This window comes from Streptomyces paludis (genome assembly GCF_003344965.1).
Taxonomy (GTDB): domain Bacteria; phylum Actinomycetota; class Actinomycetes; order Streptomycetales; family Streptomycetaceae; genus Streptomyces; species Streptomyces paludis.
In genome coordinates, this window is record NZ_CP031194.1 from 7609346 (window position 1) to 7627262 (window position 17917).

General features: G+C 72.5%; 9 protein-coding genes. 3 read left to right on the forward strand and 6 right to left on the reverse strand.

Annotated elements, in window-relative coordinates:
• Positions 1–5: 5 nt before the first annotated feature.
• The 3 genes from DVK44_RS33320 to DVK44_RS33330 all read right to left on the reverse strand — a co-directional run bounded on the left by DVK44_RS33320 (position 6) and on the right by DVK44_RS33330 (position 9080).
• The gene (locus DVK44_RS33320) at positions 6–6194 is read right to left on the reverse strand and encodes a type I polyketide synthase (protein WP_228447475.1); all 6189 of its coding nucleotides are present in this window, start codon (positions 6192–6194) and stop codon (positions 6–8) included.
• Positions 6195–6252: 58 nt separating this feature from the next.
• Complete coding sequence (locus DVK44_RS33325) at positions 6253–7836, reverse strand: PfaD family polyunsaturated fatty acid/polyketide biosynthesis protein (RefSeq protein WP_114664342.1); 1584 nt, start codon at positions 7834–7836, stop codon at positions 6253–6255.
• Positions 7837–7922: 86 nt separating this feature from the next.
• A complete protein-coding gene (locus DVK44_RS33330; protein ID WP_114664343.1) occupies positions 7923–9080 on the reverse strand; it encodes an SDR family oxidoreductase in 1158 nt (385 codons plus the stop codon).
• Positions 9081–9626: 546 nt separating this feature from the next.
• On the opposite strand from DVK44_RS33330, the gene DVK44_RS33335 reads away from it, so the two are divergent.
• Positions 9627–10970 carry a wax ester/triacylglycerol synthase domain-containing protein gene (locus DVK44_RS33335; RefSeq protein ID WP_408055376.1) on the forward strand — a complete coding sequence of 448 codons (1344 nt, stop codon included), beginning with the start codon at positions 9627–9629 and terminating at the stop codon, positions 10968–10970.
• Between the two features lie 71 nt (positions 10971–11041).
• Here DVK44_RS33335 and DVK44_RS33340 read toward each other — a convergent pair whose 3' ends face one another.
• From DVK44_RS33340 to DVK44_RS33350, 3 genes are all read right to left on the reverse strand, one after another.
• Positions 11042–11797, reverse strand: coding sequence for an NPP1 family protein (locus DVK44_RS33340; protein ID WP_114664344.1), 756 nt, complete (start codon positions 11795–11797; stop codon positions 11042–11044).
• A gap of 168 nt (positions 11798–11965) precedes the next feature.
• Positions 11966–13525 carry a GMC family oxidoreductase gene (locus DVK44_RS33345; RefSeq protein WP_114664345.1) on the reverse strand — a complete coding sequence of 520 codons (1560 nt, stop codon included), beginning with the start codon at positions 13523–13525 and terminating at the stop codon, positions 11966–11968.
• Positions 13526–13639: 114 nt separating this feature from the next.
• Positions 13640–15070: a purine-cytosine permease family protein gene (locus DVK44_RS33350; RefSeq protein ID WP_114664346.1), complete on the reverse strand. Its 1431-nt coding sequence runs from the start codon at positions 15068–15070 to the stop codon at positions 13640–13642.
• Between the two features lie 293 nt (positions 15071–15363).
• On the opposite strand from DVK44_RS33350, the gene DVK44_RS33355 reads away from it, so the two are divergent.
• Positions 15364–16320, forward strand: a complete 957-nt coding sequence (locus DVK44_RS33355) for a LysR family transcriptional regulator (RefSeq protein WP_114664347.1) — start codon at positions 15364–15366, stop codon at positions 16318–16320.
• Between the two features lie 249 nt (positions 16321–16569).
• Positions 16570–17910: a flavin-containing monooxygenase gene (locus DVK44_RS33360; protein WP_114664348.1), complete on the forward strand. Its 1341-nt coding sequence runs from the start codon at positions 16570–16572 to the stop codon at positions 17908–17910.
• Positions 17911–17917 lie beyond the last annotated feature (7 nt).

Here is a 17917-nt window from a genome sequence, read left to right on the forward strand (position 1 = left end):
CTTGTCTAGGAGGGACGGCTGACGAGTTCCACGCCGAGCAGCTCCAGCCGGACCGCCCCGTCGGCGTCGATGAGCGCCGCGTCGCAGCGCGCTCCCGTGCTGTGTGTCTTCCGGCCCCGCACCACACACCGCACCGTGCCGTCCACCGGGCCGCGCCGGTGCACCCTGCACTCCGCGACGGCCATAGGTAGTGTCGCCGTACCGGCGGCGTTCCGCGCCCAGAGCAGGGCGAGTTGGAGCGCGCCGTCCACGGCGGCCGGGTCCAGCGGCCAGTGGTCCCCCGGCCAGCCCAGGGCACGCAGGCCCGCGACGGTGGCCTCGGCGCCGTGCGCGGAGAGCGCGTGCAGGGTGCGGACGGCCTGGAACCGGGGTCCGTGGAAGAGGAGTTCGCCGTCGTAGATTCCGGCGCGGTCCAGCGGTTCTTCGCTGTCCGGGCCACCCGTACGGTACGGGCCGCCTGCACTGCCCGCGCCGTCCGTACCGTACGGGCCGTGCCAGGCGGCCGGATCGGGCGCCGTGCTTCCGGTGCCCAGGACGGCCCGGAAGTACGCCACACCGTCCGCGCCCCGCAGCTCCGTCTCGATTTCGGCCTCCGGACCGGCCGCGCCCCGGCTGCCGTGCACCGTCAACCGGTGGCCCGCTCCGGTCAGTTCCGGCAGGGCGAACTTCTTGTACACCCGCAGATCGCGCAGCACGAGCGGTCCGGTACCGGCCCGCCAGGCGGTGGCCGCCCCGGCGAACCAGTTCAGGACCATCGCCACGGGCAGTACGGGAACCCCGGCGAGCGTGTGGTCGGACAGATACGGCAGTGTGTCCGCCCGGACCAGGAGCTGCGCCGGGGGAGGATCACTGGCCGGGGACAGCGCCGCCGGATCGTCTCCCACCGCCAGGATGGCCCGCGCCTCGCCGGCCGCGCCGTCCAGTTCGGCGGTGAAGGCGGCGGCGCCCCGGTCCAGGGGGATGAGCGGCACTCCGGACCGGCCGAAGTGCGTGGCCAGGGCGGGTGTGACCATGCCGCCCCGCCACGGGCCCCAGGCGACACACCGCACCAGACAGCCGGGGCGGGCGGCCTGCTCGGCGGAGGCCACCTGGCCCAGGATCTCGTTGGCCATGGCGTAGTCGCTCTGGCCGGTGTTGCCGTACACGGCGGCCACCGAGGAGAACAGGCAGATCACGTCCAGCGGATCGTCCGCCGTCGCGGCCAGCAGCGCGCGCAGACCGTCCACCTTGGTGGACATCACCCGCTCGACCTGCGCGTCGGTCTTGTCGGCGATCAGCTTGTCGGCCAGGACGCCCGCACCGTGCACGATGCCGGTGACCGGGCCCCACGTCGCGCGCACCTCACGGAGGGCGGCCCCGAGGGCCTCGCCGTCACGTGCGTCGGCCCGGATGTACCGGACGAGGGAGCCGGCCGCCTCCAGAGCCGCCAGTGTGGCCCGTACCTCACGTGCTGCCAGGATCTCCCGGGCCCGAGCGGTGATCCGGGCGGCGATCGGGGCGGGCGAGGAGGCCGTCGAGTCTGTGGCGGATTTCTCGGCGGATTCGTTGGCCGATTCCTCGGCGGCGCGCTCCGCGAGCAGCCGGACGAGCGCCGGTTCGTCGGCGGCCGACGCCAACCCGTCGGGCTCGGGGACCAGCGCCGTCCTGCCGAGCAGTACGATCCGCGGACGGTGTGTCCTGGCCAGGTCCAGCAGCGCGGCGGCGGTGACCCCGCGAGCCCCTCCGGTGGCCACGATGACCGACGCGGAGGTGATCCGCCGCCTGGTGCCGGGCGTCACCGGCGCGGGCACCGCCCCGTGGACGACACGGGTGCCGTCCGCGCGGAGACCGGCCTCCGTGGCGGGGCCGCCCTCCAGCAGTTCCCCTACGATCGCCTCGGCGACCGCCTCGTCGTCCCGGCCGCCCCGCTCGCAGTCGACGGCCTTGACCGAGGCGCCCGGCCACTCCTTCGCCGCCGTCCTGACCAGACCGGCGACACCGCCCAGCCACGTGCGGCCGGCCGCGCGCCCGCCGAGCCCGAAGTCGCCCCCGGTGTCCTGCACGGTTACGAACAGCCCTTTTTTCCCGTGCACTTGGCCAGCCACCGAACGCGCCGCGCGGAACACCGACCGGTGCACCTCCCGCGCCCCGTCCGGCGTACCGTCCCCGGTCAACGCGCCGAGGTGGATGACACCACGAGCGCCCTCGGGCACCTCGGCGACGGCGGTGGCGTCCACACCGCGCTCCGCCAGCTTCCGGGCGACAAGGCCGGTGAGCCCACCGCCGTCGGGCCCCTCGCCGGTCACCAGGACCGGCCCGTCCAGCAGCCCGGCCATCGCGAGACCCACCGCCGGTGCCTCCACAGCGCGCGGCACCAGCCTGGTCAGCGCCGGGGCGTCGGTGACCTGTGGGGTCTTGGACGCCTCGGGCGGCTCGGGGACCTCGGTGGCGCTCCCTGTGTCGGGCACCTCCGGATTGCTGCCCGTGGTGAGCGCCTCGACGATTTCGCGCAGTGTGCGGAGCTTGCCCAGCCGGCTGACATCCCCCGCCGCGACATCGCCCACCTGCCGCCGTACGGCCGACAGGATCTCGACGCGCTTGATGGAGTCGACCCCGAGATCCGCCTCCAGCTCCATGTCCACACCCAGCATCTCGGTGGGATAGCCGGTGAGCCGGGCCACCACCGAGAGCAGCAGCTCCTCCAGCTCCGACGCCGACACGGGTGCGGCGGCAGCCGGTTCGGGCGCGGGTACGGGAACCTCCACGGCGGCCGGTGTCACGGGCGCCGGTGCCCGACGCGGTGCCGGAGGGCGGGGCAGTGTCAGCGGTGCCGTAGCGGCCGGGGGAGCCGTGACAGGGGCGGCCGGTACCGGCGCGGCCTCGATCACCCGGTCGGTGCCGCCCTGATCCGTGATGCCGTGCAGTCCCTGCGGTGCGGGTGTTTCCTGCCCTCCGCGCACCCCGAGCATCGCGGTCAGGGTCGTCTCGGTCATCCGCAGAAAGGCGATATGACTGTCCGTCAGCATGCGCTGACAGGCGGCATGGGCTTCCGCCGTCTGCCGCTGAACGCTCTCGACCGCGGTGTACCAGTCGGCGTCGTGGACGGGTTCCGGGGCGTCGGCGGCTGCCGTCTCGTACATCGGGGGCTCCGGTGGTGTGTGGTGGGTAGTGGGGAGGGGGACGGGCGGTGTGGGTACGGGCGCGGCCACGGGTACGGGAACAGCCGCGGGAACGGCCGCGGGTGTTCCGGTGGCTCCGGCGAGGGGCGGGTACGGCTGGCCGTAGTTGGCTCCGCTGATCGCCACCGTCATCCGGGGCCCGCGCTCCTTCGCCTGCGCGGACTCAGCCTCCGGCGCCGTCCCGGGCGACGCGTACGGTGCCCACAGGGGGTCGAGATCGAGGGGCACACCGCGTACGGCGAGTTCACCGAGGGCGGTGTGGAGTGTGCTGATCCCGGACCGGCCCGGCCGGTCCAGCGGGACGGCCGCGTGCTCGCGGTCGCCGAGGATCTGCCCGACCAGGCCGGACAGCGCCGCGCCCGGGCCGACCTCGACAAAGGTCCGCACCCCCGCCGCGTACATCGCCTCGATCTGGTCCTGGAAGAGCACGGGCGAGACGAGGTGGCCGGCGATCCGGCGGCGTACCTCGTCCGGCGAGGAGGGGTACGGGGCCGCGTCCGCGTTGCCGTAGACCTCGATCCGTGGCTCCGTGAACGGGACCGTGCGCAGGAACGCGGCGAGCGGCTCGCAGGCCGGGGCGACCAGCGGACTGTGGAAGGCGGTCGAGGTGGTCAGCCGGTGGGTGGCGACCCGCTCCGCCGCGAACACCCTCTCGGCCCGCTCGACCGCCTCCGTCGTCCCTGAAAGCACCGTCTGAAGAGGGGAGTTGTGGTTGGCCGTCCAGAGTCCGCCGGCTCCGGGGCCGGGGCCGCCGGGTCCGTCGAGTTCACCGGGTCTGCCGCGCTCCCCGAGTCCGCCACCTGCCAGGACCGCCGCCACCCGCGCGCGGTCCGTCGCCACGGCGAGCATCGCGCCCGGCGCGGCGGCGGCGTCCCGCATCAGCTCACCGCGTCTGCGGGCCAGGGCGACCAGCGACCCGGCGTCCAGGGCGCCCGCGCAGTGCAGTGCCACCAGCTCACCGAAGCTGTGGCCCGCCACACAGTCCGGCCGCAGCCCCAGGGACCGTACGACCTCCAGCAGCGCGAGCGCGTGCACCGCGAGCGCGGGCTGCGCCCACTCGGTCGCGGCCAGGGACGTCTGCCGGTCCGCGCGCTCCTCGTCGGTGAATGAGGGCGGCGGGAACACCACCCGGTGCAGCGGCAGCCCGTCGAAGCCGGTGCCGCCCAGCTCGTCCCACACACTCTGGGCGGCCGGTGACAGCATCGCGAGACCGGCGCCCATCCCGACGTACTGGGATCCCTGGCCCGGGAAGAGGAAGCCGATACGGCCGGGCGCGGGCGCCCCGGAGGCGTACCGGATCCCCGTCGGTACGGAGAACGCCGCGTCGGGTCTCCGCCGGATCAGCGCGAGCGCCCGCGTGTGTTTCTCCCGCAGCTCCTCGATGTCGGTGGCGACGATCGCCAGCCGTACCGGGGCGGTGGCGGCGAACGCGCGCTGGCTCTCCCGTGCGAGCGCGGCCAGCGAACGGCCGTCGCCGGTGTCCGGTGTCACCAGATCGGCCGGCGAGGCCCCGCTGAACAGGACCAGTTCGCTCGGCGCGCAGCGATGACGCGCCGCCACCCGGCCCAGCGCTCCCCGGGCCGACGCGTCCCGGCCTGACGGCCCCGCGGGTACGTACTCCTCCAGTGTGACGTGGAAGTTGCTGCCCCCGAAGCCGAAGCTCGACACCGACGCCCGGCGCGGGTGACCGGCGGGCCGCACCCAGGGCCGGGCCTCGGTGTTGACGTAGAAGGGACCGTCGGGTGAGGCCGCCGCCGGGTTGGGCCGGCCGACCTTGATGGTCGGCGGCAGCACCTTGTGGTGCAGTGCCATGACCGCCTTGAGCAGCCCCGCCGCGCCCGCCGCGCACTTGGTGTGGCCGATCTGCGACTTGACCGAGCCGATCGCGCACCACTGCCCGTCCGTACGCCCCGACGCCCCGAACACCTCGTTCAGCGCGGCGAGTTCGGCGGTGTCCCCGGCCGGGGTGCCGGTGCCGTGCGCCTCGACCAGCTCCACGGTCTCGGGACCGTACCCCGCCTCCTCGTAGGCGCGCCGCAGCGCCCGCGCCTGGCCGTCGGGCAGCGGCGCGTAGATCCCTGGACTCCGGCCGTCCGACGAGGAGCCGATGCCCCGGATCACCGCGTGGACCCGGTCGCCGTCCCGCTCCGCGTCGGACAGCCGCTTCAGCGCGTACATGACGACCGCCTCGCCGAGCATCGTGCCGTCCGCCGCGTCCGACAGCGGCCGGCAGTCACCACTGCGGGACAGCGCCGGGGTCTTGGAGAAGGACAGGAACATACCGATGCCGTTGCCGGTGTCCACCCCGCCACTGAGTACCAGATCGGCCCGGCCGAGGGCCAGTTCACCGACCGCCGTGGACAGCGCGGCCAGGGAGCTGGCGCAGGCGGCGTCGGTGGTGTGATTCGTACCGTGCAGATCGAAGCGGTGGGCGATCCGGCCCGCCACCACATTGCTGAGAAGCCCGGGAAACGTCGACTCCCGCCACGGTGTGTAGTGCGCCGCGATACGGTCGCACACGGCCCGCGCCTCCGCCTCGCCGATCCCGCTCTCCCGCAACGCCTTGAGCCACACGGGCCGTTCGGTGCGCCCGTACATGTGCGGAAGCAGCTCCAGCGCGGACACCCCGAGGACGACGCCGATCCGGTCCCGGTCCATGCCCGGCAGACCACCGGCGTCGGTCAGCACCTGGTCGGCCACCATCAGCGCGAGCAGTTGCGCGGTGTCGGTGGAGGGCAGGCTGGTGGGCGGCACACCGTACGCCATCGGGTCGAAGCCGACGTCCGGCAGGAACGCGCCCCGGCGGGCGTATGTCTTGTCGGGGGCGGCCGGGTCCGGATCGTAGTGGTCCGCCACCAGCCAGCGGGAGGCCGGCACCTCGGTCATCATGTCCCGGCCGCCCGTCACGATCCGCCAGTAACCGGCCGCGTCCGTCGCGCCGGGCACAAGGGCGCCGACGCCGACCACGGCGACGGGCACCTGACGGGAGGCGGGAGCGGCGGGAGCGGCTGAAGCGGGAGCGGCGGGGGCGGTCACGGTCTCTCCTCGGGGTCGGACGGCGGGCACCGCGGCGTCTCCGGGCCACCGGCGCCGCTCATGCCAGCGCGCACGGGGTGCAGGCGAACGATTCGGGCGGCAACGGCACTCCATAGGTGCGCAGTTGATGGGCGCGGGTGAGCACCGCCGCGCCTTCGAGCAGGTTGAGCGCGATCTGTACCACGGACCGGTTCGCGGGCTCGGCCAGGAAGGTGCCCGCGGTCCACCGGTTGAACGCGCCCATCGCGGGACCGCACCAGATCTGGTAGTCGGTACGCCGATCCGCTTCGCCGGTGATCGCCCACCGGCTCGAACTGCCCAGATACCAACGGAAGACCAGCGCCATCCGGTGCTTGGGATCGGACGCGGCCCGCGCGATCTCGGTGGGATCGCGCCCCTCCCAGAACGCGACCGTGCGCCGCCATACCTCGTCGAACGGGGCGCGCAGCACCTCCCGTTCGATCGGGGCGCGCACGGCGGGCGGGATCTCCTCCAGCGAGCCGTACGCCCGGTACGCCGCGAGGAGCCGGCCGGCCCGTCGCGCGAACATCGTCCCCCTGGACAGCACTTGCAGCTGGACGCCCAGCTCGAACATGTCCGCCGCCGGCGCCATGGCCACATCGGCGATGTCCGCCTCGCAGAGCATCGCCTTGGCCTCGTCGGACAGCCCCGCCTCGGTGGCCGTCTGGTTCACCGACCCGACGACCACGTAGGACGCGCCGAGGGCGAAGGCGGCGGCCACCGCGTCCGGTGTGCCCAGTCCGCCCGCCGCGCCGACCCCGACCGCCCCGTCGTAGCCGTACCGCCGGCACAGTGTGTCGCGCAGCGCGGCGATGGCGGGCAGCAGCACTGACAGCGGGCGGTTGTCGGTGTGCCCTCCGCTGTCGGCCTCGACGGTGAGATCCTCGGCCACCGGCACCCGGGCCGCGAGTTCCGCCTCCTCGCGCGTCAACTCCCCCTGCGCGACAAGCCGGTCCAGCAGCGCGGCCGGCGCGGGGGAGAGAAACCGCGCGGCCACCTCCGGCCGGGAGACCTTGGCGAGGATCCGGGTCCGCCGTACGATCCCGCCGTCCGCGCCCCGGCGCAGCCCCCGGGCCGCGCACAGCACCACCGCCGGGGTCAGCTCCATGAACGCCGACGCCGAGATCCGGGGCACCTCGCGGCCCACCAGCAGCTGGGCGACGCGGAACTCCAGCTCGGGTTCGGCCGGTGAATGGATCAGGTTCACCCCCCAGTTCGTGTGGGAGCGCAGCTCGTCGGCGAGTGTGTGCACGGCTCGCTCCACCTCGGCGTACGCCAGACCACCGGCGCCGAAGAACCCGAGCATCTCGGCGCGCGCCATCGCGGACACCATCCGGGTGGTCGCGATGCCGTTCGCCATCTCGCCCGCGACATAGGGGAATCGAACTCCGTGCGCCTCGCAGAAGGTGCGCCCGCCGAGCCACTCCGGGTACAGCGGCGGCAGCGTACCGAGCACCGGGCCGCCCGGCACGGGGCCGGTCGCGAGCCCCAGCTCACGGCCGTCGGGGCCGCTGACGACATGGACGGCTTCCCGGACGATCCGGGCGCGGGCGGCGATCCCCTCGGGATCGAAGACCGGCGGGGACACGGCGGGTGGGCCGGGAGCGGCGAGCACGGACACGGAGGGCTCCAGCGGAAGAGGCGGTGCCGGGAGAGGCGGTCTCACGGCCACTCGCCCGGATTGTCTGACAGATAACTGATGGACCATCAAGATTGCTGTTTAGAGATGGAGTTGACCGCCGGTGAGATCGAGGAACCGGCCGGTACGGGGTCCCCCACCGCCAGTCCGGAGCACAGATAGCCGAGGTCCACCCGGTCGGAGGCCGCCGAAGGCCCGAGCAGGGTTCTGACCCGGGTGTCGTCGAAGCGCCGCCGGTGGGCGAGATAGGCCGTCAGCCCCGGATAGAAATCCAGCAGGGATTCCAGCGCCGACGGGTCGTCCGGCTCCGCCGCGACCAGCTCGATGGAGACCGGCACCAGCCGTTCCAGCAGGGTCACGACCGTCGGCACGGGCACATCGCGGTCATGGACGACGTGGTACGTGTCGACCCCGCCCGAGGGCGTCCGCCCGGCGAGGCGCACCATGACCTCGGCCGCGTGCTCCACCTGTACCAGGTTCAGCCGGCCGTGCCGGTGCCCCACCAGCCGGACCCGGGGGCGGCCCTCTGCGCCGGGGCCCCCGGCCGCCCGGGCGGTGTGCCGCGCGTCGCGCATGATCCGCTCGACGACCTGGAGCGGATGCGGGGGCAGCTCCGGGTGCGGCGGCAGATCCGTGACCAGGATGCTCGGCCGCAGCACCACGACCGGCCGGGCGTGCTCCCGGGACCAGTCGTGGATCAGCTTCTCCGCCTCGTACTTGGAGTGTTCGTACGCGTTCTCGAAGCCGTACGCGTCGTCCAACTCGTCCTCGTACGCCACACCCTCACGCCGCCCACCGGCCACGAAGGCCGTACTCACATGGTGGACCAAGGGCCGCCCCCGCCCGGCGGCGGCCAACTCCAGTACGTGCCGGGTCCCTTCCACGTTGGTCCGGCGCAACTCGGGCAGGTCTCCCTCCAGGTTGATACTGCCCGCGCTGTGCCAGATGGCGTCCAGACCGTCGGCCAGCTCCTGGAAGGCGCGCCCCGGCAGCCCCAGCCGGGGCCGCTCCAGCTCGGTCTCCACCACCCGCAGCCGGTCGGCGAGCGGAGCGGTGAACGCCTCGGGCGCGCCGGTCAGTTCGAAGTACCGGGTGATGCGGCGCAGCGCGTCCCCCGAGCCCGCGTGGACCAGGACCGTCACCGACCGGTGCGTGGCGAGCAGACGACGTAACAGGCGCAGCCCGAGGAATCCGGTGGCGCCGGTGAGCGCGACATGCACGACCATGCCTCCAAGAACGTCGGAAGGGACGGGATCCGCGACCGCGTGGTTGACGAGGCCGGATCGTCGTCGGTGCGGAGCTGCCGGGGCATCGCGGCAACGCGGGACGCGGGCGGCGCCGGTGGTGTGTGCGGCCGGCCCGCGGAGGTCACTCAAGAAGCTCTCAGGACCTCCCCCGGGGCCGGTGACCGCTGACGCACGGCACACAGTGTCAGAAGGCGGGCGGCGGCGGGGCTCCGAATCCACCCACTCACCTGAACGGAGTACCCGCACCGCGGATCCGGCGCGTGCCGGACGGCCCTGACGGAGCCTCCGTCGCAGGTCAGACGGGTCGCCGGTACGGACGGGACGCACGTGGCCCCTGGGGTACGGGCCGCCCGGCCGTGTCCCCCTTTCGGGTGGTTCCCCGGGCACCGCCCGGTGCCGGGACCCGGGGGGAGCGACCCTGGTCCCACCGCCCGCCACCGGCCCGCCCGTTCGGCCGTCCGCCTTTCCGCACGCCTTTCCGCACGCCCATCCGTCCGTCCGTCGGCACGAACCTGGAGATCCCTGTTGCCCGAGTCCGTTCCGCCCGTTCCCCCGCCCCGGCACCCCGCCCACGCGCTCGACCGCGCGTTCCTCGGCATGGAACGCCGCCACCCCGACGCCCGCTGGGACGCCGGCGGCGTCGCGTATCTGAGCGGTCCGCCCCCGAGCCTGCCGGACCTCCGTGCGTATGTGGCGTTCCGGCTGCCCCAACTGCCCTTGCAGACGAGCCGGATCGAGGGCGGCCCGCGACGGCCCTGGTGGCGGCCGGACGCGGACTTCGCCGTCGACCGGCATGTGCACGAGGTGGTCGCGGCCGGACCGGGGGAGGGGGAGTGGGACACGGCCCTGCACACCGCGCTCAACGCGCCGTTCCCGTCCGGCACTTATTGGGGCGTCTGGCTGCTTCACGGCCACGCGCCCGACCGGTACGCGGTGTGTTACCGCTTCCACCACGCCTGCCAGGACGGTGCCGCCGCCGCGATGACGTTCCGGGCGATGCTGGGAGGCGGAGAGCCCTCGGCCCGCCCGGTGCCGGGGAAGGGCCGGCTGACCGGTCTGCCCCGGCGGGTGGGCACGGCAGTCGGACTGGCCGCGCGGTTCGCGTCCGGCACCTTCGTCGCCCGTGGCGCGCGTCCGGCCGTTCCCTTCGTTCCCACGGGCGAGAGACGGCTGTGGCGCGGCCGGGTACCGGCGGCGGACCTCCGACGGATCGGTTCGGCCCACGGCGGTTCGGCCCACGATGTCCATCTGGCGGCGCTGGCCGGGGCGTTGGCGGCCTGGTCGGCGCGGTCCGGCGTACCGCTGCCCCGTGTGACGGCGCTCGTACCCGTCGACGCGCGGCGTTCCGACGAGGATCAGACCTGGGGCAACCGCTGCTTTGCCCTCCCGGTGGAGCTGCCCGTACGGACGGACCCGAAGGGCACGGACGCGTCCCGGAACGCGCGGGGCGCGCGAGGCGGTCAGGGCGGCGAAGCAGCCCCTTGGCGGCTGGACCGTGTCATGGCGCGGACCCGGAAGCTACGGGGCGAGACCTGGCGGCAGGCTCTACAGGACCTGGTGCGGTTCATGCCCGGCCGCCCGACCGAGTGGTATCTGCGCCGGGTGCTCTCCCCGCGCGTCGCCGATGTCATGGCCACCTCCATGCCTCTCGCGGAGAAGGGCGGCCTGGGGGAGAGCCGGGTGACGGGGACCGCTCTGCTCCCCCTGCTCGTGCCCGGACACCTCTTCGGGGTGGGCCTCTCCTTTTTCGACACCTGGGCCGAGGTCTCCTTCGTGGCCGACCGCGCCCTTCCCCTCGGGGAGTCGCTGCCGGAGCTGTGGGAGCGTGCCGTGGCCGAACTGGAGGAGTCCGCCGCGCCGCCCGAGTGAGGGGCGTACTCCCACCGGCACGGCGCCGAGGATGACACGGCCGCGCCGCACCCTCCTCGGCGCCCCCCCCGTCAGGCGTTGGGGTCGAAGGCGATACCGGCGGGCTTGGCCTTGGTGAGGTGGGCCGCGAAGTTGGCGTCCTTCAGGCCGAAGTTCGCGCTGCCGAAGTCGTACGCGCTCAACTTGTCGCGCAGCCCGGCCGGGTAGCCGTTCCAGCCGACCAGGGCCGGATACTGCCAGGTGCGGTAGTGGTTCTCCGGCGGCTCGTCGTTCGCGTTCGCGAGCCGGAAGGTGTGGGTGCTCAGACCGTCCTTGTGGTAGACGATCTTCGGGTGGTCGCCGTCCCAGCGGACGTTACTGGCGGCGTGGACGGAGAAGCCGCCGTGGGCCGAGGTGGAGACGTACTTCGCCTGGTCGTTCTGGACCCAGACCGCGACGTGCTCCCAGTCGTGCCGGTGGCCGCCGATCGTCGCCTGGTCCTTCTCGAAGTAGAGGGCGTAGAGAATCACACACCAGCCGTTGTTGCACTTCTCCCGGGAGTAGCCGTTGGTGTTGTCGAGGTCCGAGGCGTCGTGGCATTCGCCGCTCAGTGAACCGGACGGCTTGAGACCGCCGTTGACGGTACCGTCGGGACCGATGGCCGGCGTGGGGTAGCAGCCGTCGGTGTCGTAGTCGTACGCCGGCTGCCACTTCCGCTCCAGCGCGGTCGCGTTCGCGGGCAGCGACGCGGGCGGGGCGGCCAGGGCGCTGCCGGGGAGAGCGACGACCAGCGCGACCGAGCTGACGAGGACGAACGGGGCCCGGCGTATGCGCGTACTTCTCTGCACAGAGTCCTCCTGAAGGACCGCGAGGGGGGAGAGGGAGCGGCTGCTTCACGTGCAGAGCCCACTCTCACCCGACTCGTCGAGTAACTCAACCGTGTGCGGTGTCGCAGGAGTGAAAAGTCAACAAACAGGCCCGTGGGGCGAGTTGCGTACGCGCGGGGATCGGGCCGGCTACCGCTCCCGCGACAGGATCAGGTCGGCGGCCCGCTCCGCGAGCACCATCACCGTCACCACGGGGTTGGTCGCGGTGAGTGCCGGGAAGGCGGAGGCGTCGGCGACGCGCAGCCCTTCCACCCCGCGTACCCGAAGCTCGGGGTCGAGGACGGCCAGCGGGTCGTCGTCGGAGCCCATCCGGCAGGTACCGCTGACGTGGTAGACGGTCTGGTGCGTGGCGCGGGCGATCCGCGACAGCTCTTCGTCGGACCGTACGTCCGGGCCGGGGAACACCTCACGCACCAGCCAGGAGCGCATGGGCTCCTCCTCGGCGATCCTCCGCGCGGCGCGCACCCCCGCGAGCAGGACCTTCTCGTCATGGCCGGCCGGGTCGGTGAAGTAGCGGTAGTCGATCTTCGGCGGCTGCTCGATGTCGGCCGTCTCGATCCACACCCGGCCGCGGCTCGCGGGCTTGGCCACGTTCGGGGCGATCGCCACGATGTTCTCGGGGAACGTGAAACCCTGCGCCAGGGGATGGTCGACGACAGGCTCGACCGGGAAGTGCATCAGGACGTCGGGCGCGTCCGTACGGCCGGTCAGCGAGAACATCGCGCCCGCGTCCCAGCCGCTCGCGCTCGTGGCCGGGGGCGGCCCGGTGGACTCCCAGACGACCAGCCCCTCCGCGTGGTCCTGAAGGTTCTCCCCGACGCCCGGCGCGTCCACGAGCACCTCGACTCCGGCCGCGTCGAGGACGTCGGACGGTCCGATGCCGGAGAGCTGCAACAGCTTGACGGTGTCGATCGCGCCGGCGCTGATGATCGTCTCGCGCCGGCCCGCGAAGAATCCGCCGTCGTCGAGTTCGACACCGGTCGCCCGCGGGGTACCTCCCGTACGGGGCTCCAGGACGACCCGCCGGGCGCGGGCCCCGGTCAGGACATGGAGGTTGGGCCGGGAGCCGGCGAGCGCGTGGAGGTAGTGGATGGAGGTGGAGGACCGCAGGTTGGACTCCGGGGTGTAACCCACCTCGAAGAAGCCGGCGCCCCGGGCGTCGGTGTCGAGCCGGCCGTCGTTCCACTCGTCCCGCAGGGGAACCCCGAGGGCCTTGGCCGCGGCGGCGACCACATCGGCGACGAAGGGGTTGCGGTCCTCCGGCGCGACGGGACAGATGGGCGTCAGCAGCCGGTCGTAGTACGGCAGCACGGACTCCGGGGTCCAGCCGGTGGCGCCGAGCGCCACCCACTCCCGGAGATCGGAGGCGAGCGGGCGCCACGCGATCATCGTGTTGGTGGTGGAGCAGCCACCGAGGATACGCATCCGGGTCTGTCTGATCCCGGAGTTGCCGCGCTCCTGCGGGACGCTGCGGTAGTCGAGGTCGTACTCGCTCTCGACCATCTCCGCCCACCGGCGGATCGCACGGGCCCGCTCCTCGTGCAGGTCGCTCGGCCCCCACTCCAGGAGCGCGACATGGACCGAGGGGTCCTCGGAGAGCCGGGAGGCGAGGACGCATCCCGCGGTACCCCCGCCCACGACCACGTAGTCGTACTCGCGGACGGCGGGATCGGGCGATGGTGTCGTCATGACCGGGTGACCTCCTGTGCGGCGTACCTGTGCTGCGGTGTACAGGTGCAGAGTGTGCTGCACCGGGCTGATCCGGACGAACGGCGCGGCGCCGTGGTCGGGTCGTCTCCGTGCTCAGCCCGTCTCCGCCGTCGCGGCGAGCGCGTCCGGGCGCGCCGCCGGCGGCCGGGCGTCCCTGCCCTGTGCGCGGCGCATGAGGACGAGATACAGCGGACAGATGACCACGAGGCCCACGATCCAGGAGACGTCGACACCGCCGAGCGCCGTCGCCACCGGTCCCTCGTACATGGTGGTGCTCAGGAACGGCAGCTGGACGACGACGCCGAGGACGTAACAGACGATGGCGTTGACATTGAACCTGCCGTAGCGGCCGCCGTCACGCTCGAAGAGCGCGTCGATGTCGTACTCGCCGTGGCGCAGCGCGTAGTAGTCGATCAGATTGACCGCGGTCCACGGGATCAGGACACAGAGCAGCAGTGTCATGAAGTTGGTGAAGTTCACCAGGAAGTCCGCCCGGCCCAGGACCGCCATGGCCTGCGCGGCGAGGAAGAGGACACAGCACACCGCGCCGCGGCCGACGGCCCGGGGCATCCAGCGCGGGAACAGGGTCTGGCCGATGGTGATGGTGGACAGGGCGCCGCAGTAGAGGTTCATGGCGTTGGTGCCCGCGATGGCGAGGCCGAACACCGCGATGACGAGCCCGCCGATGCCGTGGGTGAACTGGCTCAGCCCCTCGACGGTGTCGTCCTTGGGATACGCGGCACCGGCGAGCACACCGAGGATCATCGGGAAGAGCGAGCCGAGCACGGCCCCGCTGTAGGTGGCCCAGAAGGCGGGGCGGACCCCGGTGTCCCGGGGCATGTAGCGCGTGTAGTCGGAGACGTACGGTGCGTAGGCGATCTGCCACAGCGCGGCCAGCGACACGGTGCCCATGAACCCGGCGGCCGTGAAGCTGCCCGAGGTCCAGGTGTGCGCGGGCGCGCCGTTGACACCCAGTCCCCACACGAAGGCGAGGACGAGCACCAGGCCCGCCACGATGCTGAGGGCGCCGCTGATGGCGTGGATCAGCCGGTAGCCGACGATGGCACCGAGCACACTGACCAGACCGATGAGTGTGATCGCCGCGTTCTGGCCGATGTGCAGGAGCGAGGCGATGGCCTGGCCGCCCAGCACCAGATTGGAGGCGAAGAAGCCCACGTACATGATCACGACGATGACGACTACGAGCAGACTGCCGAAGGAGCCGAACTGTGCGCGGGTCTGGAGCATCTGGGGCACCCCCATCTGCGGACCCTGCGCGGCGTGCAGCGCCATGACGACACCGCCGACGATGTTTCCCACCGCCACGGCGAGGATCGCCGCCCAGACCGGCAGCCCGTAGACGACGGTGGCCACGGCCCCCGTCGCCACGGTCAGGAGCATGATGTTGGATCCGAACCAGATGGTGAACAGGTTACGGGCACTGCCGTGACGCTCGGTGACCGGAATGTGGTCGATCGTGCGGACCTCGACGGCGGAACCCCGCGATGCGACGGCGTCAGTCATACGGCACCTTCTCGGATGGGAGGGGCGAATGCGAACCGGAAACGACCCCGGAGCGAATGCTTGGGGAGTATGCTCCGCCGACGACATGGCATCAGACAAACAAGAATTGGAGAAGCATTGCATCAGTTTTACTGAGGAAGCAGAGGGGCAATCCGTTCGGAACTCCGGCGTAGCGCGACGGAAACGGGACGCGCGGGGAAACAGCTCCGTACGGCGAAACGGCTCCGTGCGAGGAAACGGCTCCGTACGAGGGCGGCTCCGTACGAGGGACATACAAAGCGAGGGAGAACGAGTTGAGCAAGCGCCCCGAGGTAACCCTCGTGCAGTTGCACTATTTCGTCGCGGCGGCCGAGCGGCTCAGCATGACCGCGGCGGCGCAGGACTTCTTCGTCGCCCAGTCGGCCGTCTCGGCGGCCATCGGCCAGCTGGAGCAGCAGGTGGGGGTGCAGCTGTTCATCCGGCAGCGCTCGAAGGGCCTGATCCTCACGGCCGCCGGCCTCCAGTTCCTCGGGGACGTCCGGGCGCTGCTGCTCACGCTCGACGGCGCGCTCGACGCCGCGCGCGGCTTCGACAACCAGGTCCGCGGCACCCTGCGCATCGCGTGTTTCGTCACCCTCGCGCCGTTCATGCTGCCCCGGCTGATCGCCCGGTGCCGCGCGGTGCACCCGTATCTGGACATCGCGGTGGAGGAGGTCGACGCCGAGGGCGGCAGGGAGGCGCTGCGCACCGGCCGGGCCGAACTGCTGCTGGGGTACGACTTCGCGCTCGGGGAGGATGTCGCGCGCGAGACCGTGGTGCAGGCGCCACCGCATGTGATCCTGCCCCCGGACCATCCCCTCGCCGGCGGCGAGCAGGTCTTCCTGCGGGAACTGGCGAAGGAGCGGTTCATCCTCCTCGACCTGCCCTACAGCCGGGACTACTTCCTGCGCGTGCTGTCGTCGGCCGGTCTGGAACCGGACATCCGGCACCGCTCGGTGAGCTACGAGACGGTCCGCTCCCTGGTCGCCCACGGACACGGGTTCTCCCTGCTCAACCAGCGGCCCGCGCACGACCTCACCTACGACGGCTACCCGGTGACCGCGCTGCCGATCGCGGACGACGTGCCCTCCCTGGCCGTCGTCGTCGCCTCCCTGCGCGGTGTACGGCAGAGCGCGCGGGCCCGCGCGGTGGCCACCGTGATCCGCGAGGTGGCGCTCCGTACGGCGAGCATGCCGCGCCCCGGGGCCGGTCCCGGCCGGAGCGCGCCCTGAGCCGTCCCGAGCGGCACGTTTCCGTCGTGTTGCGAAAAGAAAACGCCGGATCCCGTCCGATCCGCGAGACGAACACGGCGCGGTCCATTCGCTTGGCCCGATTCCCGTGCCGCGCTTTCCACATCTGTCGATCAGATGCTCCATAGCTGAAACATCTATTGGACAGGGTTTTCCGTGCGTCCAAGGATGTCTCCCAGCGGCCGTCCGTCAGCACCACGCACGGGCGGAGCCGCCTGAGCGGAGGTTGATATGCCGGTGGAAGAAACCGAGGTGGTCGTCGTCGGGGCGGGCCAGGCGGGCGTGGCGATGAGTGAGCATCTGGGCGCCGCGGGTATTCCGCACATCGTCCTGGAGCGCCACCGGGTCGCCGAGCGCTGGCGCTCCGAGCGGTGGGACTCCCTGGTCGCGAACGGGCCCGCGTGGCACGACCGGTTCCCCGGACTGGAGTTCTCCGCCGTCGCCCCCGACGGCTTCGCGTCGAAGGAGCAGGTCGCCGACTACTTCGTCGCCTACGCCGAGAAGATCGGCGCCCCGGTCCGCTGCGGGGTCGAGGTGACCTCGGTCCGCAGACACACCGGCCGCCCCGGTTTCCGGATCGAGACATCGGACGGTGTCATCGACGCGCGCTTCGTCGTCGCCGCGACCGGGCCGTTCCAGCGGCCGGTGATCCCGCCCCTCGTCCCGGACGGCGCCGTGGCCGCGCAGATCCACTCCAGCGCGTACCGGAACCCGGAGCAACTGCCCGACGGCGCCGTCCTCGTCGTCGGCGCCGGCTCCTCGGGCGTGCAGATCGCCGACGAGCTGCGCCGTTCGGGACGCCGTGTCTTCCTCTCCGTCGGCCCGCACGACCGTCCGCCCCGCCAGTACCGCGGGCGGGACTTCTGCTGGTGGCTGGGCGTACTGGGACGCTGGGACGCGGAGACGCCCCCGCAGGGCGCCGAGCACGTCACCATCGCGGTCAGCGGCGCGCGCGGCGGTCACACCGTCGACTTCCGCGCGCTCGCGGCGGACGGGATCCGGCTCGTCGGGCTGACCGAGTCCTACGCGGACGGGACTTTGCGCTTCGCCCCGGACCTCGCCACGAACATCGCCGAGGGCGACGCCAAGTACCTCGAACTCCTCCGCGCGGCCGACGCGTACGTCGAGCGCGACGGGCTCGATCTGCCCGAGGAGCCGGAAGCCCATGTCCTCGGTCCCGACCCGGAGTGTGTGACCGCTCCGCTCCTGGAACTCGACCTCGCCGAGGCCGGGGTGACGTCGATCGTCTGGGCGACGGGCTTCGCCGCCGACTACGGCTGGCTGGAGGTCGACACGTTCGACGGGAAGGGCCGTCCGGACCAGCGGCGCGGGGTGGCCCGCGAGCCCGGTCTGTACTTCCTGGGCCTGCCGTGGCTGTCCCGGCGCGGATCGAGCTTCATCTGGGGGGTCTGGCACGACGCCCGGCATGTCGCCGACCACATCACGACCCGGCGGAGCTATCTCACGTACGCGGGCGCTGACAGCCGGCCCGGCACCGGCGAAGGGCCCGGCACCGGCGAGAGGCCCGCCCTCGCAGGTCCGCCCCGTACAACGCCCACGACCCGGAAGTGACCGAGGA

Bases quoted from the DNA above. Each gene is read 5' to 3' on its own strand.
- DVK44_RS33330 (WP_114664343.1), bottom strand. From the start codon at position 9,080: ATGGTCGTGCATGTCGCGCTCACCGGCGCCACCGGATTCCTCGGGCTG.
- DVK44_RS33345 (WP_114664345.1), bottom strand. From the start codon at position 13,525: ATGACGACACCATCGCCCGATCCCGCCGTCCGCGAGTACGACTACGTG.
- DVK44_RS33350 (WP_114664346.1), bottom strand. From the start codon at position 15,070: ATGACTGACGCCGTCGCATCGCGGGGTTCCGCCGTCGAGGTCCGCACG.
- DVK44_RS33360 (WP_114664348.1), top strand. From the start codon at position 16,570: ATGCCGGTGGAAGAAACCGAGGTGGTCGTCGTCGGGGCGGGCCAGGCG.